The sequence below is a fragment of the Methylocystis sp. sgz306128 genome, from assembly GCF_056032725.1.
Genome location: NZ_JBVYWO010000004.1, coordinates 120627 through 138596, shown reverse-complemented (window position 1 = coordinate 138596; position 17970 = coordinate 120627). Strand labels below are relative to the sequence as shown.

Annotated in this window: 19 protein-coding genes; 12 read left to right on the top strand and 7 right to left on the bottom strand. The window is 56.0% G+C overall.

Annotation, left to right across the window (positions count from 1 at the left end; translation table 11 throughout):
* Positions 1-51: 51 nt before the first annotated feature.
* The 4 genes from AC0N03_RS08400 to AC0N03_RS08385 all read right to left on the bottom strand — a co-directional run bounded on the left by AC0N03_RS08400 (position 52) and on the right by AC0N03_RS08385 (position 1970).
* On the bottom strand, positions 52-456 hold the full coding sequence (locus AC0N03_RS08400; protein ID WP_474288229.1) for a hypothetical protein: 405 nt from the start codon (positions 454-456) through the stop codon (positions 52-54).
* Entirely contained in the window at positions 453-911 is a 459-nt protein-coding gene (locus AC0N03_RS08395) for a helix-turn-helix domain-containing protein (protein WP_474288227.1), read from the bottom strand. Before AC0N03_RS08395 ends, AC0N03_RS08400 begins: the two co-directional genes overlap by 4 nt.
* Before the next feature lies 1 nt (position 912).
* Positions 913-1416 carry a hypothetical protein gene (locus tag AC0N03_RS08390; protein WP_474288226.1) on the bottom strand — a complete coding sequence of 168 codons (504 nt, stop codon included), beginning with the start codon at positions 1414-1416 and terminating at the stop codon, positions 913-915.
* 266 nt (positions 1417-1682) lie between these two features.
* On the bottom strand, positions 1683-1970 hold the full coding sequence (locus AC0N03_RS08385; protein WP_474288225.1) for a DUF1488 family protein: 288 nt from the start codon (positions 1968-1970) through the stop codon (positions 1683-1685).
* On the opposite strand from AC0N03_RS08385, the gene AC0N03_RS08380 reads away from it, so the two are divergent.
* Positions 1969-2211, top strand: a complete 243-nt coding sequence (locus AC0N03_RS08380) for an EAL domain-containing protein (RefSeq protein ID WP_474288475.1) — start codon at positions 1969-1971, stop codon at positions 2209-2211. The two genes, AC0N03_RS08385 and AC0N03_RS08380, sit on opposite strands and share 2 nt — an antisense overlap.
* 249 nt (positions 2212-2460) lie before the next feature.
* Here the strand turns inward: AC0N03_RS08380 and AC0N03_RS08375 are convergent, their stop codons facing one another.
* Positions 2461-2736: a hypothetical protein gene (locus AC0N03_RS08375; protein WP_474288224.1), complete on the bottom strand. Its 276-nt coding sequence runs from the start codon at positions 2734-2736 to the stop codon at positions 2461-2463.
* Positions 2737-3755: 1019 nt separating this feature from the next.
* Here AC0N03_RS08375 and AC0N03_RS08370 point away from each other — a divergent pair.
* Positions 3756-4151 (top strand): rhodanese-like domain-containing protein, encoded by a 396-nt coding sequence (locus AC0N03_RS08370; RefSeq protein WP_474288223.1) that lies wholly within the window; start codon positions 3756-3758, stop codon positions 4149-4151.
* A 13-nt stretch (positions 4152-4164) separates the two neighbouring features.
* Here the strand turns inward: AC0N03_RS08370 and AC0N03_RS08365 are convergent, their stop codons facing one another.
* Positions 4165-4539 carry a winged helix-turn-helix domain-containing protein gene (locus AC0N03_RS08365; protein ID WP_474288222.1) on the bottom strand — a complete coding sequence of 125 codons (375 nt, stop codon included), beginning with the start codon at positions 4537-4539 and terminating at the stop codon, positions 4165-4167.
* Positions 4540-4563: 24 nt separating this feature from the next.
* Positions 4564-5340 carry a molybdate ABC transporter substrate-binding protein gene (gene modA, locus AC0N03_RS08360; protein ID WP_474288220.1) on the bottom strand — a complete coding sequence of 259 codons (777 nt, stop codon included), beginning with the start codon at positions 5338-5340 and terminating at the stop codon, positions 4564-4566.
* Positions 5341-5508: 168 nt separating this feature from the next.
* On the opposite strand from modA, the gene AC0N03_RS08355 reads away from it, so the two are divergent.
* The 10 genes from AC0N03_RS08355 to AC0N03_RS08310 all read left to right on the top strand — a co-directional run bounded on the left by AC0N03_RS08355 (position 5509) and on the right by AC0N03_RS08310 (position 17904).
* Complete coding sequence (locus tag AC0N03_RS08355) at positions 5509-5784, top strand: HU family DNA-binding protein (protein ID WP_474288218.1); 276 nt, start codon at positions 5509-5511, stop codon at positions 5782-5784.
* 266 nt (positions 5785-6050) lie between these two features.
* Positions 6051-6803: an ImuA family protein gene (locus AC0N03_RS08350; protein WP_474288216.1), complete on the top strand. Its 753-nt coding sequence runs from the start codon at positions 6051-6053 to the stop codon at positions 6801-6803.
* Positions 6703-8259, top strand: coding sequence for a Y-family DNA polymerase (locus AC0N03_RS08345; protein WP_474288215.1), 1557 nt, complete (start codon positions 6703-6705; stop codon positions 8257-8259). Before AC0N03_RS08350 ends, AC0N03_RS08345 begins: the two co-directional genes overlap by 101 nt.
* Positions 8256-11510: an error-prone DNA polymerase gene (locus AC0N03_RS08340; RefSeq protein WP_474288213.1), complete on the top strand. Its 3255-nt coding sequence runs from the start codon at positions 8256-8258 to the stop codon at positions 11508-11510. Before AC0N03_RS08345 ends, AC0N03_RS08340 begins: the two co-directional genes overlap by 4 nt.
* Positions 11511-11685: 175 nt before the next feature.
* Positions 11686-12480: a 3-methyl-2-oxobutanoate hydroxymethyltransferase gene (locus tag AC0N03_RS08335; RefSeq protein WP_474288212.1), complete on the top strand. Its 795-nt coding sequence runs from the start codon at positions 11686-11688 to the stop codon at positions 12478-12480.
* Between the two features lie 104 nt (positions 12481-12584).
* Complete coding sequence (locus tag AC0N03_RS08330; protein WP_474288211.1) at positions 12585-13538, top strand: sugar-binding transcriptional regulator; 954 nt, start codon at positions 12585-12587, stop codon at positions 13536-13538.
* 260 nt (positions 13539-13798) lie between these two features.
* The gene (locus AC0N03_RS08325) at positions 13799-15007 is read left to right on the top strand and encodes an ABC transporter substrate-binding protein (RefSeq protein ID WP_474288474.1); all 1209 of its coding nucleotides are present in this window, start codon (positions 13799-13801) and stop codon (positions 15005-15007) included.
* A gap of 183 nt (positions 15008-15190) precedes the next feature.
* Positions 15191-16063: a carbohydrate ABC transporter permease gene (locus AC0N03_RS08320; protein WP_474288210.1), complete on the top strand. Its 873-nt coding sequence runs from the start codon at positions 15191-15193 to the stop codon at positions 16061-16063.
* 2 nt (positions 16064-16065) lie between these two features.
* On the top strand, positions 16066-16896 hold the full coding sequence (locus AC0N03_RS08315; RefSeq protein WP_474288209.1) for a carbohydrate ABC transporter permease: 831 nt from the start codon (positions 16066-16068) through the stop codon (positions 16894-16896).
* Between the two features lie 9 nt (positions 16897-16905).
* Positions 16906-17904, top strand: a complete 999-nt coding sequence (locus AC0N03_RS08310) for an ABC transporter ATP-binding protein (RefSeq protein WP_474288208.1) — start codon at positions 16906-16908, stop codon at positions 17902-17904.
* The last annotated feature ends 66 nt before the right edge of the window (positions 17905-17970 follow it).

Here is a 17970-nt window from a genome sequence, read left to right as displayed (position 1 = left end):
CTTACACCGATTCTTTGTGGTTCGTGAAGTATATAGTTGCCATAAATTGTGTTAAGTAGTCAAAGGATTAGGATTAGGTGCCAATGATAAATTTATAGATATCAATTTATTCCATTTGCTATTGTCAAAACTCCATTCGCAGTTATATCGGCCTGGGCCAGAAACTTGAAGAGGGATCGGCCCAATAACCATGGAACTTTCTCCGGCTCTGGGAAAAGTAATGGTGAGCGTACCTCCAGCGAGGACAATCTTATCTTCACCAGATGTTCTAAAATGGACAATATAGTTTCCCGCTTTTGGTACTTCGACTACTAAAAATATTGCCAAAGGCATTAAATTTGGAAATTCTCTCATGTTGAGGCTCGGTGCAGCCGCGCCAATCAATACGTGTTTGCCCGAAATTTCTTGCCGGGCGTCCTCACAATAAATTGCATTTAAAAGTTTTAATCGTTTCACTGGGCATCTTCCAGTTCATGCTTTGTGGTAACTGAGCTAATAACTTTTCCGACGGATTGAGGCGCCGTAGTTCCTTTCGCTGTCGGGATTACTGACTGCTTTGCAAGGCCAGAACCAAATTCCACGCGACTAATAGGCGATCCGGTTGTTGAATATACGAGATAGGCATCAAAATTCGAATGGTCGTTGGGTGCATCCTCAAATCCGAATGGCTCGATTTCCGCCTCGCCTTCCATTGCGTTCAGCAATTCGCCAGCTGTCCTCATTGTCCAGTTACCAGGTGCCTTAAGCTTCCTCGAAACCCAAGCAGGGTCTTTGCCGAGTCGTTTGGCGAGTTCGATCTGGCTCCAACCCTCTTTTTGTCGCCTCTGCCACATTTTACGAACGGCGTTAAATGACATATCTCGAAAACGGGCAAAGCCATAATCGTTATTTGCCACAATTTCTGGATCCATATTATACTTTGAAGACATCGCACTTCTCTGAAACATAGTTAACGCTCAAATTACCGTTCTCCAAAAAGGGCAACTGGCCAAAATGATTTTGCCACATGGCGGCGCATTTTTTCATCGCATGTTGCCACTCGTTAGAGCCTTTTTTACCCAGCAGTTGTCGCGAATGGGATCCAGATACAATGATCGTATCCATTTCAGAAAAACAAAATAAAATTCGCCATTGCGGCCTTGGCTGCGTAATCCGAATTTCCCAAATTCCGGGTGGAGGTGGACTCAAGCGTTTAATGAGTTGATCATGAACCAACTCGCCCAACACCCATGATGTCAACGCAGCACGCACATAACCTTGTCCACCAAGAAGTTGAATCTTAGACGATGGATCCATAATTTCTTTCATAGCCTCTGGCGTGAGAAATGCTCTGCGCTTGGATGAGCCACGTTTAGGTTTAAACGGCAACAGTTTCCCCGCATTTTGCAACTCCTGTATTCGCTCATTAATTGACATATAAGTCAATTCTCCTAATTTTCAATAAATATCGATTATTAGATCGGCGGCAACCGCGCGCCCAAATTTGACCTTCAACATATAAAATCCAAATGCTGGATTGAATCGAGATTGCGATCAAGTGAGAGTTTCGCGGCATTCCGGAGTGGTGGTTAGAAACGAAAGCGCAAGCACAAAACTCTCCTATCGATGTAATAAATAAAATTAATTTTACGCTATTGTGGCGATTACACCATAATACCGAAAAAATGTCACACCAGCACAAGTCAATCGTAGATTCCGCAGTTAAGATTACGCGTAGTCACGGTCACAGAGCCATCCTTTTCAAGATGGCCAAAGTCATATTTTTTTGAAGCGGCCGCCTCAATCTTGTTGCGCAACTGCAAAAAGGTTTCGACATAGTTCAACGCTGGGCCTTCATATCCGTGTTGAACCGCATCTTCCAACGCTGCTCGTTCGACCCGACACTTCACCAATTTAGTCCCGTCCCTCATAAAGAATCCTACACGATCTGAATCCATGTGAGGCTTTTCACTTTCTGATGTTAAAAGCATTTCACTTTCCTTAGTCGTTGTAAAAGCAATAGTGGATATTGGCATAAGCCTCGGCATCAATGTCGTTGCCGAAAGTGTCGAGACTGAAGAGCAAGCTGCCTTCTTACGCAATGTCGGTTGCACCATAGCTCAAGGCTACCTGTTTCATGTTCCGTCATCAGCCAGCGACCTCAAGACAGAGATTTGCGCAAATCCGATCATGTCAAAACTGCGCGTCGCGCCGTTCAGCCTGGCTCGCTAACTTGATACATTGAATGTCGCGATAGCTACATCGCAAATCGAACATAAATTGCCAAACGAAAGCCCGATAATCCACACGTAAGGATTATCGGGCCGGCCAAAGTAGCAATGACCGTTCTCCCCGAAATGAAACTTTGAATACGTTCAATCGCAGTCAGCTTGCGCGTACGAAAAATTTCACACGAAATGTCTGCAGTCTTGCGAGATCATTGTTGATCTAAAGCCCAGCGCTCGCGACACAATTGACATTTCAGACTTTTGTGAACTTCTCGGCGAATTCGTCACAGAATTTTCTTACATTCTCGCCAACACTATAGACAAGACGCTGATCGTGCCAGAATTCATTAAAAATCCCCGCATCCTTCAACCAGCCGATCCTGCGATAGACCGAAGCGCGAGATAATTTCGACAATGGGATAAGATCCTCCGCTGTTGTCAAAACGCCAGCCTCCTCCCGCCTAATCAATTCATCCAGCAGTTCTCTGGAGCCATGATCCAAATGAAACAGGCCATGGCGACGTTGCATGGAATTCAATATACCGAAAAAATTTGACACGCCCGACACTGTAATCCTCGTTTATTTAACCGGTTTAAAGATCAAATAATCCCTATCGAGATCAACCTCTCACATCAGCCTGACCGGCTCTGCCTCGCACCGGCACCATCCAATCGGACAATGATGATCGCCAGGAAAGCCAATTTTAGGAGGAGCTGAATATCGAAAACGCCGGCCGTTGAACTTCGCGCATTCATCACAAACATCTCCGTCATCGGCGGTCCGCCAGATGAAATACTTGCAGCCAATCGCAACGGCGTGCTCGCGATTAATTCTTGAGATAGATCGAAACCGCTCCGCCATTTCATTTTCGAACCGGATACGGTCGGCGGTAACTTCGTCGGCCGAATATTGGCCGCTCTTTGTTATCGGTCTCTGAACAAATGGCCACGGATCCGGGGTCGTCCTTGACGACGCCGCAGACATCAGCGAATGCGCGGTGCCGCTTCGCCAACCGTATAAATAGGCAATGAACTGCCAAATGCGCATGGCCGACCCAACATTGATATCGTATGACGATTAAATTTCAATTGTTTTCACAAGTCTAGACAGCGATTTGCATTTTTTTGACTCGGAAGGAAAATTTGTTCTTTTTCAGTAAAAAAGCCAAAAAACAAAAGCCGAAATTATCAACAATTTTTGCAAAATAAACACGATTTTTCAGTTTGCAAAACGCTTGTAAGTACTTGATTTCATTAGATTGAAAATTTCAAGTTTTTCCAATAATATTTAATGATTTCAATATTTAAAGTCGGACTCTGACTCCGTTAATCTTGGTTCGAATCCAGGTTTCCCAGCCAATTTTCTTGAAAATGCGCTGCCCACGTTTTTCTGTAATCGTTTGCTCTTCAAAGTGCCGCCGGTGCCTTGCCGAATTTGCGCATGCGCCGCGCACAAATTTAAGCTATTGATGATATAGTTCAACAGCATGATTAGGGCTCAGCCACGCTGACAAATTTCAACCGTCCATTTGAATAAGGGAGATTGAGATGACCCTGAACGTCAAGCAGATGATGGATTCAGCCAATGCCGCAGTGCCGCGCATCACGCCGGAAGATGCCCGGAAGATGATGGCCGGGGGACAGGTTCTGGTGGTCGACGTGCGGGATGCGCCCGAAATCGAAAAAAGTGGAAAGATCAGCGACAGCCTGCATGTTTCACGCGGCATGCTCGAATTTCGCGCCGATCCTGAATCGCCCTACTACGATAAAAGTTTCAGCAAAGATAAGCCAATCATCCTGTATTGCGCATCCGGCGGGCGGGCGGCACTGTCCGGCAAAACCCTGAAAGACATGGGTTACACCAAGGTTTTCAACCTCGGCGGCTTCAAGGACTGGGTGGACAGCGGCGGCGCTGTAGAAAAACCGATAGAATCAGGCATGTAAGGCTGAGGCCGGATCAGCTGATTCTGTCACGATCGGCAGGCTGGCTGGATTGCGGCGCAAGCGCCGCTTCCAGCGCGGCAATTTCCTCGGCGGCGCAGGAGGCTGCCTTGCGCTCGGCCCTGCGGTAAAGAGTGACGAGATTTATTCCAAACGGCGTCAGCACGGTCCCGCCACCGTTGCGGCCGCCACCCTGGGCCGAAACGGACACAGATGCAAACATCCTGTTGATGTCGTCCGCGAGCAGCCAGGCGCGGCGATAGGCCATGCCCAGTTCCCGCCCTGCCGCGGCTATGGAACCCGTTCTGCCGATGGCTTCGAGCAGGGCGATCTTGCCCGGCCCCAGACGGTTGTGCCCGTCAAAATCAAGCCTCAATGTAATGCGGGTCATGAATGCCTCTCCTCAGGCGCAGGTTCAGTGCTGAACCATTTCAAAACCCTGTGTCTCGAAAATGCGGCGCCCCTCCTGCGATTGCAGGAAATGCAGGAACATATTGACCTTGTCATTCGTGGATCTGCTCGTGATGGCGGCGGGATAGAGTATCGGCGCATGCGAGGTTTCAGGAAATGCGGCGACAACCCTGACCTTCGGCTCGGCAATAGCATCCGTGGCATAGACGATGCCGAGCGGCGCCTCGGCCTGAGCGACAAATGCCAGCGCGGCGCGAACGTTGTCCGTCATCGCCAGACGCGGTTCAATTCCGGCCCAGAGCCCGAGATGCTCGAGCGCCTCCTTCGCATAACGCCCCACGGGAACCGAATGCACCTCACCTGTAGCCAGCCGGCCAGCAGGGCCGAGAATCAGCGAGAATGCGGCTGGTGTCAGATCAACCCGGGTCACCGCGCCTGATTGCGGCGCAATGACGACAAGACGGTTGCGCAGAAAATCAAAACGGCTTTCCGGTTTGATCGCAGTTGCCTTTGCCGCCTCATCCATGGATTGTTCATCAGCCGAAATGAATATATCGGCCGGCGCGCCCTGCACGATCTGCCGGGACAATGTTGATGAACCGCCATAACTGACCTTTATATCAATCTGATTTGTCTTTTGAAATTCGAGAACAGATTGATCGAGCGCGGTCTTGAGGCTCGCTGCGGCAAATATGATCACGGGCTGGTCGGCCCTGACAATCGTTGTCGGAACAGCCATGAGCAGGATCGCTCCGATCATTGTGGATATAAGTCTGATCATGCTGAATTCCTGGTATAGGCGCCTAGCGTTATATTTCTCAGAATATAACGCCTGATCGTTTGCACAACCTTGATTTTGAATGATGGAGTGTTTGCGCAGAATGTTCTATGCTCGCGCGCGGAAGCCCGGCCAGACTGGCCGGGATGTGCCAAACATGAGGAGATATCCATGAACAAAAGCGAATTGATCGATGCACTGGCTGCCAAACTGGACGTATCCAAAAAGGATGCCGGGGCAAGCCTTGGAGCCCTCATCGATATTTTTGCCAGTGAATTGAAATCAGGTCAGGATATCGTGATCGCTGGTCTTGGCACATTTGCTGTTCAGGCCAAGCCTGCAAGAACCGGACGTAATCCGCGCACGGGCGAGCCTATGGCTATTGCCGCTTCCAAGCAGGTCAAATTCCGCGCTGCAAAGGCGCTCAAGGATGCTATTGGTCATTAATCAGCGATCAATCTGATCCTGATCTTTACCCGAAGCACGAAAGCCTGCGACGCTTTTCGTGCTTCTGTCATATGTGATGCCCGGGCGCGGGCGTCACATATGCCCTGAGGGCCGCAGCAGCACGCACTTCAATCCACAAAAAGAGAACAGGGCTTGACCCATTCAAAAAATACCCGATAATAGAACAAATAGTGAACATTTTTAAACTAAGCACATAACAGACAGCCCCGGCTCTTTCACGGCCGGGCCTGTCACTGACGAATATGATGAACAGCCGCCGAAATCATGAATCGATCGCTCTTGGTCTTGCAGAACTGGATCAGGATCTGCATGGCGGACTTGCGCATTCGTGCCTGCATGAAATTTATGCAGGCCAATGGCAGGATTTGCCTGCGGCAACGGGGTTCACAATAGCCCTTGCCCGCCGGATGGCGGGCAACAAGCCGCTTCTATGGATCAGGCAGAGTTTTCTGGATACGGAAACCGGCAAGATCCATCCCTCAGGACTGGCTGAATTCGGCATTGATCCCGGCCAGATCATCATGGTGCGCGTCAAGGATTTTCACAGCCTGCTGAAAGCTGGCGCGGATGCCGCACGCTGCGGCGCATTGGGCTGCATCATCATCGAGCCTTGGGGTGAACAAAATGGCGTGGACCTCACCTCAAGCCGCCGCCTTGCGCTTGCGGCGGAGCAAAGCGGGACAACCATTCTGGTTCTGCGGCTTGCCAGAACACCCAATGCCAATGCCGCGCGCACGCGCTGGCGCATCAGCGCCCTGCCCTCGTCGCCCTTGCCGGCCAATGCGCCGGGAAATCCTGCCCTGTGCCTGCAGCTGCTGCGCCATCGTCAGGGCATAACGCTGCAAGACTATCATGTGGAGTGGAACCGCAATGCTCGATCTTTCCAAAACAGGGGATTTGGCAAATCAGCGCCGCTATCTCGCCCTGTGGTTTCCGTTTCTGCCAACAGACCGCCACCAGCGCCTGACGCGCAAGACGCACTTGCCCGCGCAGGATGAGGCGCCCCTTGCCCTCGTGCAGAAACAGCAGGGTGCCATGCGCCTGTTTGCCTGCAACAGGCAGGCCGTGCAACTCGGGCTTTCCGCCGGTCTCTCCCTTGCCGATGCAAGAGCCCGCTGCCCGGAACTGACAGTTGTCGAAGCCGATGAACATGCCGATCAATCCCTCTTGCGCAAGCTGGCGGATTTTTGCGAGCGCTTCACCCCCCTTGTGGCCTTTGACCAGCCCTATGGACTGATGCTGGATATAACCGGCTGCGCGCATCTCTTCGGCGGGGAAAACGCCATGCGCCAGTTGATCTGCAACAAATTCCGTCATCTGGGCTTTCATATACGGGCAAGTATCGCCAGTTCGCCCGGTGCAGCCCGGATTTTTGCACGGTTCAGCCAGGTTGAAATCGCAGATGTGGATGAAACAAGCCTCTTATCCGGTCTGCCGGTGGACGCGCTTGAGGCCGGGGCGCAGACACATCTTGCGCTGCGGCGCGCTGGCCTGAGCAGCATAGGCGAGCTCATCGCCCGTCCCTTTCCGGCGCTGGCCTCCCGTTTCGGCGAGAATTTCACCGCGCGCCTGCGCCGTATCTTTGGTCAGGAGGAAGCACGCATCACACCCCTGCGTCCCCTGCCTGAATGCATGGTCGAGCAGCATTTCCCGGAGCCCCTGCTGGATAATCTGGCTCTGTCCGCCAGCCTGAAGCGCCTGCTTGACGAGATGGCGCGGGCGCTGGAGCGGCGCGGGCAAGGCGGACGCCGGTTCGAACTGCAGTTCTTCCGCTCGGATGGCGCGGTACGCCACCTTGTGCTTGAGACAGGCCGCCCCTCGCGCGACCCGGACAGCCTTTTGCGGCTTTATCGGGAAAAGCTCGAAATTCTCGCCGATCCGATCGACCCCGGCTTTGGCTTCGATGCCGTGAGACTGAGTGTGCCGGTTTGCGAGCCTTTCAATCAGACACAAGTCACATTTGATAAAAAGGAAAATGAATACGATAATTTAAACGATCTTATTGATAGGCTTGTTCAACGTTTTGGCCGGGATAATGTCACCCGCTTTGTCGCGCAGGACAGTCATCATCCAGACCGGCAATATCGCAAGGTCAGCGTTGCCGAAACTGCGCCCGGCCCGTCCGGTGCATCATCCTGGACCTTGATCGAGCCGGATGGCCCGCCCCGCCGCCCCCTGCATGTTTTCGATCCGCCCCAGCCGATCGAGGCTATTGCCGAAGTGCCGGATGGACCGCCCATACGTATGCGCTGGCGGCGCATGGTTCATGAAATCACCAGATCGGAGGGGCCGGAGCGTATAGCGCCCGAATGGTGGCATGAAGGAGCGGACATGCCCACGCGCGATTATTACCGCATCGAAGATGCAAAAGGCGCGCGTTTCTGGGTTTTCCGCAATGGACTTTTCGGCGAACAGCAGGAACCGCGCTGGTTCCTGCACGGGCTCTTTGCATGACCGCCTATTGCGAACTCGCGGCGCTGAGCAATTATTCGTTTCTGAGAGGTGCCTCCCATCCGCAGGATCTGGTCGAGACGGCGCTGGCGCTGGGGCATGAGGGGCTTGGCCTTGCCGACATCAATTCGCTGGCGGGTGTGGTGCGCGCCCATAGCGCGCTCAAAGCCTTACAGGAAAACGCCGACCACTCGGAAAAGGCCCGCAACTTCCGGCTGGCCGTCGGCACACGTCTCGTGTTTGCCGAAGACATGCCGGATATCGTCGCCTATCCGCAGAACCGGCCTGGCTGGGCGCGGCTGTGCCGTCTTTTGAGCATTGGAAAGGGTCGTGCCGGCAAAGGCGAGTGTCTGCTGTACCTCGACGATCTTTTATCCGATGTCAGCAACCTCCTGCTTATCGTCATTCCTCCGGCCAGTCCCGAAAAGGCGGCTGCTTGTCTGGAGCGCCTGCACGAGCCCGCGCGCGGCGCGCTCTGGCTGGCCGCCGCCATGCACCGGCGCGGCCATGACCGCCGCCGCCTTGCCGCGCTCAAGGCCTTGGCGGATCGTTTCCGCCTGCCGCTTCTGGCCGTCAACGACGTGCTTTACGCCACGCCGGAACAGCGCGACGTACAGGATGTGCTCACCTGCATCCGCGAGGGCGTGACCATCGCCGGCGCTGGCCGCCGTCTTGAGGCCAATGGCGAGCGCCATCTCAAGCCCGCCGCTGAAATGCTCCGCCTTTTCCGCGATGTGCCGGACGCCGTGGCCGAGAGCGCTCATGTGCTGGCGCGGATTGATTTCCGGCTGGATGACCTGCGGTATGAATATCCCGACGAGATTGTCCCGCCGGGCTGGGAACCGCAGTCCTGGCTTGCCGAACTCACCCGCCGCTGCGCGCCCATGCGCTATCCCTCAGGCGTACCGGAAAAAGTGCAGAGACTGATTGACAATGAACTCGCCCTCATCGCCCAGCTTGATTATGCGCGCTATTTCCTCACCATCTACGAGATCGTGCGTTTTGCCGAAAGCCGCGGCATCCTGTGTCAGGGACGCGGCTCGGCCGCCAATTCGGCCATCTGCTATATACTGGGCATTACCGCCGTCGATCCGGCTGAGCACGACGTGCTCTTTGCCCGCTTCATCTCGACTGAACGGCGGGAGCCGCCGGATATCGATGTCGATTTCGAGCATGAGCGCCGCGAGGAAGTCATCCAGCATATCTATGAAAAATATGGCCGTCACCGGGCAGGCATCGCCGCTGCCGTCATCTGCTATCGCCCGCGCAGCGCCATGCGCGATGTCGGCAAGGCCATGGGCCTGAGCGAGGACGTGGTTGCACGCCTTGCCGGCACACAATGGGGCAGCTGGGGCCGGAAAATTCAGAACCGGCATATTGCCCAGACCGGCCTTGACCCCGACAACCCGCTCATCGGGCAGGTCGTGAATCTGGCGCGCCGTATTCTTGGCTTTCCGAGGCACCTGTCCCAGCATGTCGGCGGCTTTGTTCTGGCGCGCGAACGCCTCGACGAACTGGTGCCTGTCGGCAATGCCGCCATGGCGGGACGCACTTTCATCGAGTGGGACAAGGACGACATCGACACGCTCGGCCTGATGAAGGTGGATGTGCTGGCGCTCGGCATGCTCACCTGCATCCGCAAGAGCCTTGACCTCCTGCACCGGCATGACGGGCTCGATTATGGCCTTGCAGACATCCCCACGGAAGACCCCGCCGTCTACGACATGCTGTGCAAGGGCGATTCCATCGGTGTCTTTCAGGTGGAAAGCCGCGCGCAGATCAACATGCTGCCGCGGCTGAAACCGCGCGAATTCTATGACCTTGTCATTCAGGTGGCCATTGTGCGCCCCGGCCCCATTCAGGGTGACATGGTGCATCCCTATCTCAAGCGGCGCAGCGGCCTTGAGGATGTGACCTATCCGGCACCGCACCCTTGGGAGGGCGATGCGGACGAGCTTTTCCATGTGCTCAACAAGACGAAAGGCGTTCCGCTCTTTCAGGAACAAGCCATGCGCCTTGCCATGGTCGCGGCAAAATTCACCGATGCCGAGGCCAATGGCCTGCGCCGGGCCATGGCGACCTTCCGCCATGTCGGCACCATCAGCACATTCGAGACAAAAATGGTCGGGCGCATGGTGGAACGCGGCTATGCGCCAGACTTTGCCCGGCGTTGCTTCGAGCAGATCAAGGGGTTTGGCTCCTATGGCTTTCCCGAAAGCCATGCCGCTTCCTTTGCCAAGCTCGTCTACATTTCCTCATGGATCAAATGCCACCATCCGGCAGTTTTCGCCTGTGCACTGCTGAATTCGCAGCCGATGGGCTTTTATGCCCCGGCCCAGATCATTCGCGACGCGCAGGCTCATGGCGTTATTGTGCGGCCGGCCGATGTCAATCACAGCGGCTGGGACAACAGCCTCGAACATGGGCAAAACGGTGCGCACGCCCTGCGTCTCGGCCTGCGGCAGGTGGATGGCTTCCGGCAGAGCTGGGCCGAGGCCATCGCTCTGCAGCGGCGCAATGGCTACAGCACGATCGAGGAACTCATGCGCCGGGCCGATCTGCCGGTCAGCGCCATGAAACTTCTGGCCGATGCCGATGCGCTGCGCTCGCTGGGGCTGGAGCGGCGCGCGGCACTCTGGGCGGCCCGGCGCCTGCCGGATGATCGCGCCCTGCCCCTTTTTGCTGCCGCCGAGGCACCGGAACTGGGCGAGGACCCCGCCGCCGATCTGCCGCCCATGCCCCTCAACGAGCATGTCGTGGCGGATTATCAGACCCTCCGGCTGTCTCTCAAAGGACATCCCATGGGTCTGTTGCGGCCCATTTTCAGCAAGGAAAATATTTTCACCTGCCAGCAGACCGCGGACGCTCAGGACGGCCTGTGGGTCAGGACAGCCGGAATCGTGCTGGTGCGCCAGCGCCCCGGCAAGGGCAATGCCATTTTCATCACTCTGGAAGACGAAACCGGCATCACCAACATTATACTCTGGGCGCGGCTCTTCGAAAAATACCGGCGTGAGGTGATGAGCGCCCGTCTGTTGCTTGTACAGGGCCATGTGCAGAAAAGCCCTGAAAACGTGGTTCACCTCATGGCGGCAAAGGTCTTTGACCGCAGCGCCGAAATGGCCCGCCTGTCGCAAACCCATCAGCCCACCATGGCGCTGGCGCGCGCCGACGAAATTCTTCGCCCACAAATTCCGCGCGCCTATCACCCCCGCGACGTCCGCGTTCTGCCTAAATCACGCGATTTTCATTAAAGTGAAGCCGTTTCACGCTGAAAAAGGCGCGATGCGACACGGACATCTCGATAATCTTTGATAGAATTTTTATTCCATTTCTTATAAATATGAATGAAATCTATCATAAATTGTCCGGCCATGCTATCAACGAAACCTGAGGCCGACATAAGAGCGCATGATCGAGGAAGAACCCATGAAAAGCCAACGCAGAACAATTGCCGATTTGCGCGCCCTGAAGGGCAAGCGCCAGCTGACCATGCTCTTCGTCGATACGCCGGACGAAGCCGCTGCTGCGGCGGCAGCCGGTATCGACATTCTCTCGATCGTTGATCCGGTCTGGACGCCGGACATGCGCGCGGCGGCGGGCAACTGCTTCGTGCAGGTAGGCCTGCTTTATGGCGAACTCTGCACTTACGAGGACTACCTGCGCGCCGCCCACCGCGCCATCAGGATCGGTGGCGATGCCGTCTATTGCGCCGCAAGCCTCGACACGATCCGCAAGCTTGCCGCAGAGGGCATACCCGTCATCAGCCATGTGGGGCTCATTCCGTCCAAGGCCACCTGGACGGGCGGTTTCAAGGCCGTGGGCAAAACCGCCGATCAGGCGCTCGCCGTCTATCGGCACGTCAAGCAACTCGAGGAAGCCGGGGCGATCGGCGCCGAACTTGAAGTGGTTCCCGACCGCGTCGCGGCGGAAATCTCGAAGCGTACCTCGCTGATCATGCTCTCCATGGGTGCGGGCGCGGGCGGCGACGCACAATATCTTTTTGCAGAAGATGTGCTGGGCTATACGCGCGGACACAAGCCGCGCCATGCCAAAACCTATCGCAATTTTCGCGCCGAATATGACCGCCTGCAACAGGAACGCATTGCCGCGTTCAGGGAATTCCGCGCCGATGTCGAAACAGGCGCCTATCCCGCACCCGAACATGTCGTGCCTGTCGATGACGATGAATTTGCCAAATTCCTGAAGGAATTGACCGGCTAAACCACAAATATCGAAAACGAGACAGGTTCGGTCTGCGATGGTGTTGGCAAGACCGGCCCTGATTACATATATGTGGAGGCCTGGGTTCAAACTGGATCACCATAATGGCAAAGCCGCCTGCAACTGAGACTTCACGCCTTGACGACGCTGCCCGAGCCGGGTGGCTCTATTATGTCGCAAACAACAATCAGGACGAGATTGCCCGAAAGCTTGGCGTCTCGCGGCAGGTGGCACAGCGCCTTGTGTCTCTCGCTGTCAGCGAGAAACTGATCAAGGTCTGGCTGGATCATCCGATCGCCGCCTGCATGGATCGCGCGGAACGCCTCAAATCCAAGTTTGGACTGCAATATTGCGATGTCGTGCCTTCCGATCCCGGCTCAACCAGCACCGTGCTCGGCACGGCCGAAGCCGCCGCCAACTATCTGGAGCGGGTTCTGCGCTCTTCCGAGCCGGTTATTCTTGGCGTCGGCACCGGACGCTCGATCCGCGCCGCGGTCAATCAGCTTCCGTCAATGGACTGCCCGCAGCACAAGATAGTTTCCTTGATCGGCAATGTGGCGCCGGATGGTACGGCCAGCTTTTATGATGTCATCACGAAAATTGCCGACAAGACCAATGCGCCGCACTATCCCATGTCGATCCCGGTATTCGCCCTGTCGCGGGAGGAGCGCGAAACGATCCTGAACCTGCGCCCTGTCCGGCAGATCTATGCCCTTGCCGAAAAAGCGGATGTGGCCATGGTCGGCGTCGGCCAGATCGGCGAGAGCGCGCCCCTGCTTGTCGACGGCTTCATTGACCGCAACGAATTGCGTGCGCTGGTCCGGGCAGGCGCGGTCGGCGAAATCACCGGCCGCGCGTTCGACAAGGACGGAATATTCATCGAGGGATTGACCAACGACCGGGTTGTGAGCGCCCCCACCCGCAATACAAGCGAGGCACAGGTGATCGCAGTGGCCATGGGCGTCGCCAAAGCGGCGGCGATTCTCGGCGCCATGCGCGGAAAAATTATCAGCGGCCTGATCACCGACGAAACCACCGCCGATGCCCTGCTGACCTGACGCCGGAAAATAGAATTGGCCTCTGCTCAGGCGCGCCCGACTGAAAAAGTCCGGCGCGCCAATTTTATTTGGGCGGCGGATTGACAACGATCAAGGGCGGTGCGAGTATTTGCCATCAACAAGGGCAAATGCCCATATTAAGGGAGAGAACGATGAATAAGGCACTGGCGCTTCTTGCCGGTACGACAGCACTCACGCTGATCACCACCGCTGCATTTGCCGAAACAACACTCACCATCGCCACCGTGAACAACGGCGACATGATCCGCATGCAAAAGCTGACGGATGATTTCACCAAGGCCAATCCCGACATCAAGCTTGAATGGGTCACGCTCGAAGAGAACGTCCTTCGCCAGAAGGTGACCACGGACATTGCGACAAAGGGTGGCCAGTTCGACGTGCTCACCATCGGCACCTATGAAGTACCGATCTGGGGCAAAAAAGGCTGGCTCGTTCCGCTCGACAAGCTCGGCGCGGATTACGACGTCAACGACCTCCTGCCGCCTATCCGCTCCGGCCTTACAGTCGATGGTAAGCTTTATGCAGCGCCATTCTATGGCGAAAGCTCGATGGTCATGTATCGCAAGGATCTGATGGATAAGGCCGGGCTGAAAATGCCGGAATCGCCGACCTGGGACTTCGTTGCCGAAGCGGCAAAGAAGATGAATGATCCGGCTTCGGGCACCTATGGCATCTGTCTGCGCGGCAAGGCCGGATGGGGCGAAAATATGGCCTTCCTCACCGCCATGTCCAATTCATTTGGCGCGCGCTGGTTTGATGAAAAGTGGCATCCTCAGTTCAACACCCCAGAATGGAAGAACACACTTCAGTTCTATGTCGACCTGATGAAGGTTGCCGGACCTCCGGGCGCATCCTCGAACGGCTTCAACGAAAATCTGGCTCTGTTCAATTCTGGCAAGTGCGGCATGTGGATCGACGCAACCGTCGCTGCCTCATTCGTCACCAATCCCAAGGATTCGAAGGTCGCCGACAAGGTTGGCTTTGCTCTGGCGCCCAATACCGGCCTCGGGAAAAATGCAAACTGGCTCTGGGCATGGTCACTGGCCGTTCCTGCGGGCTCAAAGAAGATTGACGCTGCCGAAAAGTTCGTTTCCTGGGCAACCAGCAAGCATTACACCGAACTGGTGGCCGCCAAGGAAGGTTGGGCCAACGTACCTCCGGGCACGCGCACCTCGCTCTACAAGAATCCGGAATATCTGAAGGCTGCGCCCTTCGCGCAGATGACGCTGGACTCGATCAACTCGGCTGATCCGGCCCATCCGACGGTCAAGCCGGTTCCCTATGTCGGCGTGCAGTTCGTCGCCATTCCGGAATTTCAGGGCATAGCTACAAGCGTTGGCCAGCAGTTCTCCGCGGCGCTTGCCGGGAAGACCTCGGTTGACGACGCCCTGAAGAACGCTCAGTCCCTGACCGAGCGCGAGATGCAGAAGGCCGGTTACAACAAGTAATCCGCTCAGGGGAACTGGTCCAGCGTCAGTTCCCCAAAATAAGCGGGAGCATTGAATCTCCCCGCCCTCCCCCGGTTGTGTCCTCCCAGACAACCGGGGGAAGGAATTCACGCACATGGCGCGTCTTCTTGAGTTAAGTGCGCGCTGTGCCGGTCTTATCCTCTCATGAGCAGGCATCAGATCATGGCCACTAAAGAAACGCGCCTCGCCGGCCGCTTGCTGGCCGCCCCCTCCATCATCATGCTGCTGGCCTGGATGATTGTTCCACTGGCGATGACGCTCTATTTCTCGGTGCTGAACTATAATCTGCTGGACCCGGGTACCCGCACCTTTGCCGGCCTGTCGAATTTCTACTATTTCCTCACCGACCCGGCCTTTCTGACATCCTTGTGGAATACATTGGTGCTCGTCGGCTCAGTTCTGCTGATCACCATCCTCGGCGGCATCGGCATGGGCCTGCTGCTGGATCAGGACATATGGGGCGTGGGCATCGTCCGCATCATGGTCATTGCGCCCTTCTTCGTCATGGCGACCGTCAGCGCACTGATCTGGAAAAACCTGCTCCTGCACCCCGTCTCCGGCATGTTTGCCTGGATTGCGCATATTTTTGGCGCACAGCCCGTCGATTGGTTCGGTGACTATCCGATGGTCGCGATCATCATGATCGTGGCATGGCAATGGCTGCCTTTCGCAACGCTCATCATCATGACCGCCCTGCAATCCCTGGACGGCGAACAAAAGGACGCTGCGCAGATGGATGGCGCGCCGCCCGTCTCCTATTTCATCTATATCGTGCTTCCGCATCTCGCGCGCCCGATCACGGTCGTCATTCTGATCGAAACTATATTCCTGCTCAGCATTTTCGCGGAAATATTCGTGACGACCGGCGGCGGCCCGGGCCTTGCCACCACCAACATTCCCTTCCTCGTCTATGCGCAGGCGCTTCTGCAATATGATGCGGGCGGCGCGGCGGCGGGTGGCCTCATCGCCGTCATTCTTGCAAATATAGTCGCGGCCTTCCTGACCCGTATGGTCGGCAAAAATCTGGAGGCATGACCATGGCCCGCCGTCAGTCTGCGCAGCGCCGCATCATCACCACGCTCATCACCTGGTTTTTGGCCTTCCTGATCTTCTTTCCGATCCTGTGGATGGTGCAGACCAGCTTCAAGAGCGAAGCCGACGCCTTCGCCATGCCGCCGAAATTCCTGTTCTTTCACTGGACTCTGGAAAATTACGCCATTGTTCAGGAACGCAGTAATTACTTCGGCTTTGCCATGAATTCGATCATCCTCTCCGGCGGCTCGACGCTGCTCGGCCTGCTGATCGGCATTCCGGCGGCCTGGTCGATGGCCTTCGCGCCGACAAAGCGCACGAAACAGGTGCTGCTCTGGATGCTCTCGACCAAGATGATGCCCGCCGTGGGCGTGCTCGTGCCGATATATCTGCTGTTCCGGGATTGGGGCCTGCTCGATACCTACACCGGCCTCATCGGCATTCTGTTTCTGGGCAATCTGCCGATCATGATCTGGATGCTCTACACTTATTTCAAGGAAATTCCGGGCGAAATACTGGAAGCCGCCCGGATGGATGGCGCGACGCGCTGGAAGGAAATTGTCTATGTGCTCGCGCCCATGGCCGTTCCCGGCATAGCCTCGACGGTTCTGCTCAATGTCATTCTGGCCTGGAACGAGGCGTTCTGGACCCTTAACCTCACCACCACGCACGCGGCGCCTCTCACCGCCTTCATCGCTTCCTACTCAAGCCCCGAGGGTCTGTTCTGGGCCAAGCTTTCGGCAGCGTCCACCCTTGCCGTTGCGCCGATCCTGATCCTCGGCTGGTTCAGCCAGAAGCAGCTTGTGCGTGGCCTCACCTTCGGCGCCGTGAAATAGGATATTCCCATGGGCAAGATTGTTCTTAAAAACCTGCGCAAGACCTTCGGGGATGTCGTGATCATTCCCGGCGTCGACCTGACCATAGACGACGGTTCTTTTGTTGTTTTCGTCGGCCCTTCCGGTTGCGGCAAATCGACTTTGCTTCGCCTGATTGCCGGTCTGGAAGATGGCTCGGGAGGCGACATCTTCATCGACGATGTCAATGTTTCGGATTTCGCTCCGGCCAAGCGCGGCCTCTCGATGGTCTTTCAATCTTATGCGCTCTATCCGCACATGTCGGTGCGCAGCAATATTGCTTTCGGACTGAAAATGGCCGGCGTTCCCAAGGCGGAGATCGAGACCAAGGTCAGCCATGCCGCGAAGATGCTCAACCTGACGGACTATCTCGACCGGCGACCCGGCCAGCTCTCCGGCGGGCAGAGGCAGCGCGTCGCCATCGGCCGTGCGATCGTGCGTGAACCCAAGGCATTCCTGTTCGACGAACCTCTCTCCAACCTCGACGCGGCGCTGCGCGTGCAGATGCGCCTTGAAATCACCAAGCTGCATCAATCTCTCAAAACCACGATGATCTATGTGACACATGATCAGGTCGAGGCCATGACCATGGCCGACAAGATCGTGGTTCTCAACCGGGGCAACATCGAACAGGCGGGATCGCCGCTGGAGCTTTACGAGCGCCCGCGCAATCTGTTCGTGGCCAAATTCATCGGCTCGCCAACCATGAACATCATCACCGGCGCACCAGCAGGCAAACACGGCGCGCAGAGCATCGGCGTCCGTCCGGAACATATCGCCATTTCCACTTCGGAAGGCGAGTGGAAGGCAACTGTCGGCATCGCCGAACATCTGGGAAGCGATACGTTTCTCTATCTCGACGTGGACGACATCGGCCAGCTGACAGTTCGCGCCGACGGCGATTTTCCGGTCAGGGCGGGCGATCGCATTTTCCTGACCCCGAATCCGCAACGCATTCATCGGTTCAACCAACAGGGCGATGCCATCTGATGAACAACTGGCCAAGCAGGTTGCAGAGATAAAGGGCGGCGCGGCAGCCGGGCAAATGAAATTACA